Source organism: Nocardia anaemiae NBRC 100462, assembly GCF_001612725.1.
Taxonomy (GTDB): Bacteria; Actinomycetota; Actinomycetes; order Mycobacteriales; family Mycobacteriaceae; genus Nocardia; species Nocardia anaemiae.
Genome location: NZ_BDAZ01000017.1, coordinates 354,828 through 364,753, shown reverse-complemented (window position 1 = coordinate 364,753; position 9,926 = coordinate 354,828). Strand labels below are relative to the sequence as shown.

The window sequence follows — 9,926 nt, the reverse complement described above, 5'->3', positions numbered from 1 at the left end:
TAGAGCCCAGCACCCGTTCGACGTAGCCGTTGGCGAAGCGGCCCTTGGGGTCGAAGCGGCGGCGTACCTCGGTGAAATGGTCCCAATCCGGGTAGCGCGGCCGCAGTGTTTCGGCGGTCTGGAAGTGGCGCTTACCCCAGTGCGGGCGGCCGTTGTACTTGTCGAAAACCGCTTCGCAGGCGCGGAAATACGGTTCGAAGTCCATGCCGCGGTACTGGTGTACGGCGATGTAGCAGGTGTCGCGCCCGTTCGCGGGGGAGAGGTACGCGTCATCGGGGGCAACCCAGCGCACCTCGATCGGCATCAACGTATCGAAGCGCGTCGCGAGGTCTTTGATCTCGCGAATGGCGGCTACGGAATGTTCGCGCGGGATGGCGTATTCCATCTCGGTGAAGCGAATCAACCGGGGCGAGGCGAATACTCGATACGAGCGGTCGACTTGGCGGCGGTAGCTGCCCGCGTACGCCGCGCCGCGATGGATCCACGGCACCAGCCGGGGCCGGCGCTTGCCGAGTCGGCACAGTGCGTCGAAGGCGTAGTTGGACATCAGGATGTCGGCGAACCAGTCCGCGGCCCTGCCGCGCGGCTGTTCCGGCAGGTCGACGGGGTTATTGCGCTTGGTCATGGCCAGCGGACTGTGCCCGAACATATAGAACTCGAAATGCTGGTTGCCGTCGATATAGGAGTCCAGATCCGCTAGGACCTCCTCGACCGGCACCGGGCGCTCGATCCCCTCCAGCACGAAAGACGGCACCAACTGCAGGGTGACCGCGCTGACCACGCCGAGCGCCCCGACGCTGACCCGCGCCGCGCGCCAGCCCTCCGGATCGGACTCCTCGTTCAACTCGACCCGGCTGCCGTCGGCGAGCACCATTTCGATGGATTGCAGTGCGGCCGAGAGGTTTTGCAGCGTCGCGCCGGTGCCGTGGGTGGCGGTGGCGGTCGCGCCCGCGATGGTCTGCACGTCGATATCGCCGAGATTCGGGAAGGCCAGGCCGAGCGGATGCAGCGCATTGCTCGCGGCGTTGAGGGTGATGCCCGCCTCGACTCGAACGTGACCGGTCTGCCGGTCCACCTCGAGGATGCGGTTCAGCTTCGTGAGGTCGAGCAGAATGCCGTCGGTCAGCACCGCATCGGTGAACGAATGACCCGCACCGGCGACGCGTACAGTCTGTCCGGTGGTGGCGGCGCGGCCGATGATCTCGGCCAATTCTTCGGTATGGCGCGGGGCGGCGATGGCGGCTGGCGCGCACTGCTGATCCCCGGCCCAGTTCCCCCACGAATTGGTCATGCGTCCAACTGTAAGGGCTGGCTCGGACCAGCGCTAGATGCCTTCGGTTTTTTGCGCTAGCGCTTGCGGCCCGCGCAGACGAACGACTTGGCCTGTTCGACTTCCTCGTCCGTCAATGGGGGCACCGGCAACGGTCGACGCGGCGTGTCATCGCTGCGTACACCATTGAGTGCGATGGCCATATAGCGCTGCCAGGTATTCGGATTAACCGGCTTGGAGAACTCGGCCAGCGCGTCGACCATATGGATCAGCGCGAAGAAGTCCGAGGGTTCGATATCGGGCTGCAGTGCGCCGGCATCGCGCGCGCGATCGATGACCGCGGCGATGGTCGGCTTGATCCGGTCGCGCAATTGCGCGAAGCGGTCCGGGTCCTCCTCGAGTTCGAGCATCACCTCGCTGAAGCCGCGATTGGTAGCCAAATGGGTGCAGGCGTATTCGAAGAACTGGACCAGCCCCAACCATGGGTCGGGGTGCTTGGCCGCGGCCTCGGCGGCGACGGCGAATTCGCCGACATTCTGTTCGAAAACCTCGGCGATCAGTTCCTTCTTGTTGGCGAAGCGCCGGTAGACGGTGCCGACGCCGACCCCGGCGCGTTCGGCCACGTCATCGAGGGTGATCTCCAGGCCGTGATCGGCGAAGAGTTGGCGGGCTGCCTCGACGATGCGCTGCTGATTGCGGGCAGCGTCGGCGCGTAGACGCCGAGGTGGAGGCACGGTAGTGGCGGGATTCACAGGCACATCCTAGCAATAAGCGGGATTAAGTGGAGGAGTTGTCTCCGTTATTGTGTTAGCTTACTGGTTAAGCGGAGGAGGTTCCTCCGGATCAAACCTCGAGACAAAGGGGACACATGACTACCACGTTGGACCGTGGGGCACCCGCCCCCGAGAAAACCGCCTCGGGCCGCCGCGGCTCGCACGCCCTGCGCTGGTGGGTGCTCGCCGTACTCGGGGTGGCTCAGCTCATGGTTGTGCTCGACGCGACCGTCGTGAATATCGCGCTGCCCGCAGCGCAACAGGACCTCGGTTTCAGCGATGGCGACCGGCAGTGGGTCGTCACCGGCTACGCCCTGGCCTTCGGCAGCCTGTTGCTGCTCGGTGGCCGACTCAGTGACCTGTTCGGCCGACGTAACACCTTCATTATCGGCCTGATCGGATTCGCCGTCGCCTCCGCGGTCGGCGGTGCGGCCACCAGCTTCGAAATGCTGGTCGCGGCCCGGGTCGGACAGGGTGTCTTCGGCGCGCTGCTCGCCCCCGCTGCCCTGTCGCTGCTCACGGTGACCTTCACCGAACCGAGTGAGCGGGCCAAGGCGTTCGGCATCTTCGGTGCGGTCGCCGGTGCCGGTGGCGCCATCGGTCTGCTGCTCGGCGGCATGCTCACCGAATGGGCCTCCTGGCGCTGGGTGATGTTCGTGAACCTCGGCTTCGCCGCGGTCGCGCTGACCGGCGCGGTGCTGCTGCTGGCCAAGCATGTGGTGACCGAGCGGCCGAAGCTCGATATTCCCGGCACTGTCGTGGTGACGGCCGCGCTGTTCGGCATCGTCTACGGTTTCTCGCACGCCGAATCGACCAGCTGGGGTAACCCGGTCACCCTCGGTTTCCTGATCGGCGGCGCGGCACTGCTCGCAGTGTTCGTGGCGCTCGAGACCCGGGTCGCGAATCCGCTGTTGCCGCTGCGCATCGTGCTGGACCGCACCCGCGGCGGTTCGTTCCTGACGGTGTTCGTCATGGGCATCGGAATGTTCGCGATCTTCCTGTTCCTGACCTACTACATGCAGCTGAGCATGGGCTACTCGCCGATCAAGACCGGTCTGGCATTCCTGCCGATGGTGGCGGGCATGGTCGCCTCCTCGACCACGGTGCCCTCGCTGCTGCTGCCGAAGGTCGGCCAGAAGATGGTGGTCGCGGGTGGCTTCCTTGTCGCCGCCTTCGGCATGGCGTGGCTGACCCAGATCAGCTTGGACAGCAGCTATGTCACCAATATCCTGCCCGCCCTGATCCTGATGGGTCTCGGTCTCGGTGGCGCGATGTCGACCGCGTTCCAGGGCGCGACGGCCGGTGTGCACCACGAGGATGCCGGTGTCGCCTCGGCGATGATCAACACCAGCCAGCAGGTCGGCGGCTCGATCGGCACGGCGCTGCTGAGCACCATCGCCGCCTCGGCCGCGACGGACTACCTGTCATCGCATACGCCGGGTCCGCTGGCCGTGGCACAGGCCCAGATCGAGAGCTACACGACCAGCTTCTGGTGGGCCACTGCGATTTTCGTGGCCGGAGCGGTGATCACCGGATTCCTGATGCCGAATACGGTTCCGGCTCCGTCGGAGGGTGAACCCGTAATCGTGCACTGAGTATTCGGCCGCGCCTGCGGCGCGGCGTGTTCGCGGCCCCCGGATGTCTCGCGTCCGAGCCGTCGAGACTTGCGACTTCGTCGCATGCGCTTCGACGGCTCGGACGCGAGACGGGCCGCGAACTCCTCGCTCGTAAGACTCGCTCCGTTGTGGTCTGGTGAGGGGTTCTCTCACGGTCTGTCCGAACGCACCGCGCTCGCGTTGTTGTCGACGCGGGCGCGGTGTTGTGTCCGTGTCAGCAGTTGCTCGGGGCCGGGAGTCCCGCGAACCGGTCGGACAGATAGTTGAATGCCCGTGGTGTACCGGCGAATATCGCCGAACCGTGGTCGGTTCCCGGGATCAGGTCGAACAGCACCGGCGTGCCCGCCGCGCAGTAGCGGCCCATCACCTCGCGGGCCAGCCACGGGTCCACCGGGTCGTTTGCGCCGTTCCACGCGTACACCGGAATGCGCGGCGCACCGGGATAGGTCTCCAGGCTGTTCTCGTGCAGGATCCGGACGGTGTCCGGGTCGGCCTCGAACATCGAGCCGTTGAAGACGTCGTCGAAGGATTTATCCGCGCCCGCCGCAATGATTTCCGGGGCGCAGGCATTGGCGATCTGGTCGCGCAGTGCCCGACCCGCGGGATTGAGGATCCGCTCCATCGGCAGCTGGGCCGGATATTCGCGCTCCAGCCCGACCGCGGCCGCGAAACCCAGGCCGAACAGCGGGCTCGGCCGCACGCCGACATCGCGGGCCAGCTTGCCGATATTCACCGGAACGCCGCCCTGCGCGACCCCGACGATCGGCAGCTCCGGCGCGTACTCCGGTGCCATCGCCGCAGCGAATCCGGTCGCCATCCCGCCGCCCGAATATCCGGCCATCCCGATCGGACTACCCGCGAGATCGGCTGGCGGGAAACGCTTTACCGCGCGTATTCCGTCCAGGGTCAGTCGGCCGCCGAGGCGGGCCGCGCCATAGGCGCTGGTCGGTCCGAGATGGTCGGGAATCGCGACGGCCCAGCCGCGGGCCAGCAGCAGATTGAGCGCGGGCGCCTCCTGCATCGTGCCGTTGAAGATGGCGTGCGATGGCGCGCACTGCATGCCGAGCGAGTTGACGAACGGCTGATACGAGACCAGCGGCCGGTTCAGTCCGCCGCCCGCGGGTACCAGCAGGGTGGTCATGGCCGCGATGGGATCGCCAGTCGAATCGGTCGAACGGTACAGCAACTGCCATGCCGTCGCGCCGGGAAAGCCCGCCGCGGCCACCGGTCGACTGCGGATCACATCACCGGGCTGGAAATTGCCGACATCCGGTGGCGCCCAATAGAATCCGTCCGGCTCCGGAACGGGATACAGCGCCTGCGCCACGGCGGGTGCCGGGTAACCGAGCCCGGCCAGCGCGACCGCCAATGCCGCGATGCCGAGTCTCCGGACCGAAGGTCCCCAGCTGCCGCGAATCGATCTGCCGAACAGTTGCTGGCGCCCGTTTTTCGCCGTATTCCGAGGCGCTTCGGGTATCGCCGATCGTGCCGCCATCATCGCTCCCGACCTGTGTCCGTAGGGGTAGGTGGGAACTTCGGCCAAACCTTCCAGGCATTCGTACGTTCTCGGTGCCGCCATGTCAACGAACGGGCTGTTCATGGTGCTTGCCGTCGTACCGGATGTTCGGCTCGACCGACCCGACCGTAGCATTGCGCCGGTGACATTCGGCTCGGCAGGAGGTCAGCGCATGGGTCAGCGAGCCCGCACCCCTGCCGTCGAGCCGTCGGTGCTGGTGGTGATCTCGCTCGGCGGTGGTCTCGGCGCGCTGGCGCGCTACGGCATCGGCGTGTGTTGGCCCACGCGACCGCATCAGGTCCCCTGGGCGACCTTCGCGATCAATGTCGTGGGATGCTTTGCGATCGGAATTCTGATGGTTCTGATCACCGAGGTGTGGGTAGCCCACAGACTGCTCCGCCCATTTCTCGGTATCGGCGTGCTCGGCGGCTTCACCACTTTTTCCACCTACAGTGTCGAGGTTCGTAGACTGCTCGAATCGGGTGCGGCGGTCGAGGCGCTCGGCTATCTCGGGGGGACGGTGGTGGCGGGCCTGGGGGCGGTTGTGCTCGGCATATTTTCGGCACGGTGGGCTACTGGTACGGCACGGCGGACGAGTTGAATAGTGGAGAGCGCGACGGAAGGGGGTCAGGCGATGAAAGATGCACCGACGGGTAGTGATCCGGCGGCGGGACAGTGGCAGTCGGCGGCGCGGCTGACGGTGCTGCTCGACGAGGACGACAAGTGGCGGCACGGGCCCCTGTACCACGAGATCGTGCGGCGCGCCCGCGACACCGGACTGGCCGGTGCCAGCGTGTGGCGCGGCGTGGAGGGTTACGGCTCGTCCTCGCGCATCCACACCAGTCGGATCCTCGATCTGGCCGAACACCTACCCGTACTGGTGATGATCATCGACGAGGCCGAGCGTTTGCGCGCCTTCGTCGAACAGAATTCCGAGGTGCTCGTCGGGGTGAACGTCGCATTGTCCGAGGTCGAGATCTGGCAGCCGAGTCCGGGGGTCGCCCGATGATGGTGGTGCTCGTCCTGGTCGGTGGCATGCTCGGTGCGCCGACGCGATATCTGATCGACCGCGCGATGGCCGCGCGATTCGAATCTCTGCTGCCGCTGGGCACATTGACCGTTAACATTGTCGGTTCGGCGTTGCTCGGTGGATTGATCGGCGCCGACGCGAACAGTTGGCTGTTGGCTGCCGCGGGAACAGGTTTCTGCGGTGCGCTGACCACATTCAGCACCTTCGGCTACGAGACGATCAGGCTCGCGGCCGAAGGCGCCTACGCCTATGCGGTGGGCAATGTGGTGCTCAGCGTCGTGACCAGCTTGACCGCGGTGTACCTCGCCGCGGCCACGACCCAGTGGTTGTGGACATGATTTTGATGACGAGCCGGGCGCAGCCGACACGGAAGGGAGACCCGAGCATGGCCCATGATCGAGCCGGGCGACCCGCGCGCCCCACCGACCTGGAGGACATCGCGCGTCTGGTGACGGCCTACTACAGCCGCATCCCGGATCCGGCCGAGCCCGCACAGCAGGTGGCCTTCGGCACCTCGGGGCATCGGGGCTCCAGTCTGGACACTGCGTTCAACGAGGCGCATATCCTGGCCATCACCCAGTCGATCGTGGAATACCGTGCCACGCGCGGGATTACCGGTCCGGTCTATCTGGCCCGCGATACCCACGCCTTGTCCGAACCCGCGTGGACCACCGCGCTCGAGGTGCTGGCCGCCAATGATGTGACCACGATGATCGACGCCCGCGATCGCTACACCCCGACGCCCGCGCTGAGTCATGCGGTGTTGCGGCACAACCGCGGTGGGGCCAAGCATCAGGCCGATGGCATCGTCGTCACGCCGTCGCACAACCCGCCGCGCGACGGCGGCTTCAAATACAACCCACCGCACGGCGGTCCGGCCGATACCAAGGCCACCGACGCCATCGCCGACCGCGCCAACGAGCTGTTGCGCAGCGGATTGTCCGGGGTGCGGCGGACCACACTGCGGCATGCGCTGGAGAATTGCGTCGAGCGCTACGACTACCTCGACCACTACATCGCGGATCTGCCGAATGTGTTGAACCTGGACGCCATTCGCGGTGCCGGGATCCGGCTGGGCGCCGATCCGATGGGCGGGGCCAGTGTCGACTACTGGGAGGAGATCGGGCAGCGCTACGACCTCGAACTCGAGGTCGTCAACCCGTTCGTCGATCCGACCTGGCGGTTCATGACGCTGGATTCCGACGGCAAGATCCGGATGGATCCGTCCTCGCGCTATGCGATGGCCTCGCTGATCGCGATCAAGGACGACTACGACATCTCCACCGGCAACGATGCCGACGCGGACCGGCACGGGATCGTCACACCCGATGGCGGACTGATGAATCCGAACCACTTCCTCGCGGTCGCCATCGAATATCTGGTCGCGAATCGGATGGGTTGGGATGCGCTCACCAAGATCGGCAAGACGGCGGTGAGCTCGTCGATGATCGACCGGGTGGTCAGCGTGCTCGGGCGCGATGTGTACGAGGTGCCGGTCGGCTTCAAATTCTTCGTGCCCGGATTGTTCAGTGGCAGTTTGGCTTTCGGCGGTGAGGAAAGCGCGGGCGCATCGTTCCTGCGGATGGACGGCACCGTGTGGACCACCGATAAGGACGGCATCCTGCTCGCCCTGCTGGCCACCGAGATCGCCGCGGTCACCGGCCAGAGTCCGTCCGCGCGCTATGTCGAACTCGAGAAGCGCTACGGCAGTCCGGCCTATGCCCGCATCGACGCCGCCGCGACCCCGGAACAGAAAGCACTGCTCGGGAAGTTGACACCGGACATGATCACCACAAAGGAGATCGCCGGTGAGCCGATCACCGCGGTCCTCACCCGCGCCCGCGGCAACGGCGCCCCACTCGGCGGCCTGAAGGTCACCACCGAAAACGCCTGGTTCGCCGCCCGCCCCTCCGGCACCGAAGACAAGTACAAGATCTACGCGGAGTCCTTCCAGGGCCCCGAACACCTGACCCAGGTCCAAGCGGCCGCGGAAGAAGTGGTGGGGCAGGCGCTGTCCGGTGAGTGATAGATCGACTGCGGGGTTGTCGGGGTCGCTGGGTTCGGGAGCTTCGGCGGCGTCGGGGCCAGCGCGCGGGGCAGACTCTGGAGTACCAGTGGGATTGGCGAAGACGTCGGGGATGGCAGCGGTTTCGGGTGGGGCGGGGGCGCTAGGTTCGGGAGCCTCGGCCGAGTCAGCAGGTATTTCGGGGGTGGCGGCTTCGGGTGGGGCGGGATCGGTGGGTTCCGGGGCTTCGGCCGCGGCAGCAGGTGTTTCGGGGGCCGCAGTGCCTGCGGGATCGGCGCAGGAGTTGAAACCGGCGAGGCAGGGCGGGGCTGGGGCGAGTGGGGTGGTGTCCAGGGCGTTGCCGGTTGAGATCTGGGTGTTGGTCGGGGCTTCGTTTGTTATCGCCGTCGGGTTCGGTCTGGTGGCGCCGGTTTTGCCGCAGTTTGCTCGGGGGTTCGGGGTCGGGGTTGCCGCGGCTTCGGCGATTGTCAGTGCGTTTGCGTTGATGCGGCTGCTGTTCGCGCCGGTCAGCGGGCGATTGGTGCAGCGGCTCGGGGAACGGTCGGTGTATCTCGGGGGTTTGTTGATTGTCGCGGTGTCGACCGGGGCCAGTGCCTTTGCCCAGAGTTATTGGCAGCTGCTGGTTTTGCGGTCGGCGGGTGGGGTCGGGTCGACCATGTTCACGGTGTCGTCGCTGGCGCTGGTGATCCGGATGTCGCCGCCCGCGCAGCGCGGGCGGGTGTCCGGGCTGTGGTCGACGAGTTTTCTGATCGGGTCGGTGAGCGGACCGCTGGTCGGCGGTGCGCTCGCCGGGCTCGGGTTGCGGGCGCCGTTCCTGATCTACGCGGCGGCGCTGCTGCTCGCTACCGCGGTGGTCTATGTGAATCTGCGGCATTCGACGTTGGCCGCACCGGAACCGGTCGGTGGGCTGCGGTTGATGTCGTTCCGGGAGGGATTGGCGCGGTCGGAGTATCGGGCGGTACTGCTGTCCAATTTCGCCAATGGCGCCGCGGTTTTCGGTGTGCGGATGGCGCTGGTGCCCCTGTTGGTTGTCGAAGTGCTACATCAGAAACCTGGCATGGCCGGTGTCACCCTGACGGTGTTCGCCGCGGGCAATGTTGCGGTACTCTTCGCATCCGGCAGGCTCTCCGACCGTTTCGGGCGCAAGCCCTTCCTGATCATCGGATCCCTGATCTGCGCGGCCGGTACCGCCGGACTCGGTCTCGCATCGAACCTGCCCTGGCTGCTGGCGACCTCATTCGTGGCCGGGCTGGGCTCGGGCATGTTCACCCCCGCCCAACAGGCGGCGGTCGCGGACGTCATCGGACCGAAGGCCCGCGGCGGCCCGGTCCTCGCCGGGTTCCAAATGGCCGCCGACCTCGGCACCGTCATCGGCCCCGTCGCGGTAGGCGCCGTCGCCCAAAACTTCTCCTACGGCCTGGCCCTCGCCCTGACCGGCGCACTACTCGCCGTCGCAGCCGCCATCTGGACACTCGTCCCGGAACCACTACACCGACGACCTGCGAAATCGAAAGTGGAAGCCGTCCCGGAATCCCCACCTGACTACACCTACGGCGGCCCCGAAGCCCCCGAGCGCCTCGTCGACACCCCCACCCCCCAAGGCAACAACTACGCCTCACACTGATGGCCGTCTGATCATCATGTAACCCCGGAGGCGCTCTCGACGTTGCCTGCAGGCATACATGGTGATCAACG

9 protein-coding genes are annotated in these 9,926 nt (G+C 66.4%); 6 read left to right on the top strand and 3 right to left on the bottom strand.

The window, feature by feature from the left end:
• Both NA5_RS12585 and NA5_RS12580 read right to left on the bottom strand, forming a co-directional pair.
• Positions 1–1,291: D-arabinono-1,4-lactone oxidase (locus NA5_RS12585; RefSeq protein ID WP_062985196.1), on the bottom strand; the 1,291-nt coding region annotated here is incomplete at its 3' end.
• Positions 1,292–1,347: 56 nt separating this feature from the next.
• Positions 1,348–2,022, bottom strand: coding sequence for a TetR/AcrR family transcriptional regulator (locus NA5_RS12580; RefSeq protein ID WP_062985194.1), 675 nt, complete (start codon positions 2,020–2,022; stop codon positions 1,348–1,350).
• Between the two features lie 116 nt (positions 2,023–2,138).
• On the opposite strand from NA5_RS12580, the gene NA5_RS12575 reads away from it, so the two are divergent.
• On the top strand, positions 2,139–3,638 hold the full coding sequence (locus NA5_RS12575; RefSeq protein WP_062985192.1) for an MFS transporter: 1,500 nt from the start codon (positions 2,139–2,141) through the stop codon (positions 3,636–3,638).
• A 235-nt stretch (positions 3,639–3,873) separates the two neighbouring features.
• On the opposite strand, the gene NA5_RS12570 is transcribed toward NA5_RS12575, so the two are convergent.
• Positions 3,874–5,154 carry a lipase family protein gene (locus tag NA5_RS12570; RefSeq protein WP_084484081.1) on the bottom strand — a complete coding sequence of 427 codons (1,281 nt, stop codon included), beginning with the start codon at positions 5,152–5,154 and terminating at the stop codon, positions 3,874–3,876.
• Positions 5,155–5,236: 82 nt separating this feature from the next.
• Here NA5_RS12570 and crcB (NA5_RS12565) point away from each other — a divergent pair, with 82 nt between their 5' ends.
• From crcB (NA5_RS12565) to NA5_RS12545, 5 genes are all read left to right on the top strand, one after another.
• On the top strand, positions 5,237–5,776 hold the full coding sequence (crcB, locus tag NA5_RS12565; protein WP_245672201.1) for a fluoride efflux transporter CrcB: 540 nt from the start codon (positions 5,237–5,239) through the stop codon (positions 5,774–5,776).
• A gap of 33 nt (positions 5,777–5,809) precedes the next feature.
• The gene (locus tag NA5_RS12560; protein ID WP_062985190.1) at positions 5,810–6,184 is read left to right on the top strand and encodes a DUF190 domain-containing protein; all 375 of its coding nucleotides are present in this window, start codon (positions 5,810–5,812) and stop codon (positions 6,182–6,184) included.
• The gene (gene crcB / locus NA5_RS12555) at positions 6,181–6,543 is read left to right on the top strand and encodes a fluoride efflux transporter CrcB (protein ID WP_062985189.1); all 363 of its coding nucleotides are present in this window, start codon (positions 6,181–6,183) and stop codon (positions 6,541–6,543) included. Before NA5_RS12560 ends, crcB (NA5_RS12555) begins: the two co-directional genes overlap by 4 nt.
• Positions 6,544–6,590: 47 nt before the next feature.
• A complete protein-coding gene (gene pgm, locus NA5_RS12550; RefSeq protein ID WP_062985188.1) occupies positions 6,591–8,231 on the top strand; it encodes a phosphoglucomutase (alpha-D-glucose-1,6-bisphosphate-dependent) in 1,641 nt (546 codons plus the stop codon).
• A 283-nt stretch (positions 8,232–8,514) separates the two neighbouring features.
• Positions 8,515–9,855: an MFS transporter gene (locus NA5_RS12545; RefSeq protein WP_371856408.1), complete on the top strand. Its 1,341-nt coding sequence runs from the start codon at positions 8,515–8,517 to the stop codon at positions 9,853–9,855.
• The last annotated feature ends 71 nt before the right edge of the window (positions 9,856–9,926 follow it).

What these genes read in the sequence shown, in the direction of transcription:
- NA5_RS12575 (WP_062985192.1), top strand. Translation starts at nt 2,139, where the DNA reads ATGACTACCACGTTGGACCGTGGGGCACCCGCCCCCGAGAAAACCGCC.
- NA5_RS12570 (WP_084484081.1), bottom strand. Translation starts at nt 5,154, where the DNA reads ATGGCGGCACGATCGGCGATACCCGAAGCGCCTCGGAATACGGCGAAA.
- crcB (WP_245672201.1), top strand. Translation starts at nt 5,237, where the DNA reads ATGTCAACGAACGGGCTGTTCATGGTGCTTGCCGTCGTACCGGATGTT.
- NA5_RS12560 (WP_062985190.1), top strand. Translation starts at nt 5,810, where the DNA reads ATGAAAGATGCACCGACGGGTAGTGATCCGGCGGCGGGACAGTGGCAG.
- crcB (WP_062985189.1), top strand. Translation starts at nt 6,181, where the DNA reads ATGATGGTGGTGCTCGTCCTGGTCGGTGGCATGCTCGGTGCGCCGACG.
- pgm (WP_062985188.1), top strand. Translation starts at nt 6,591, where the DNA reads ATGGCCCATGATCGAGCCGGGCGACCCGCGCGCCCCACCGACCTGGAG.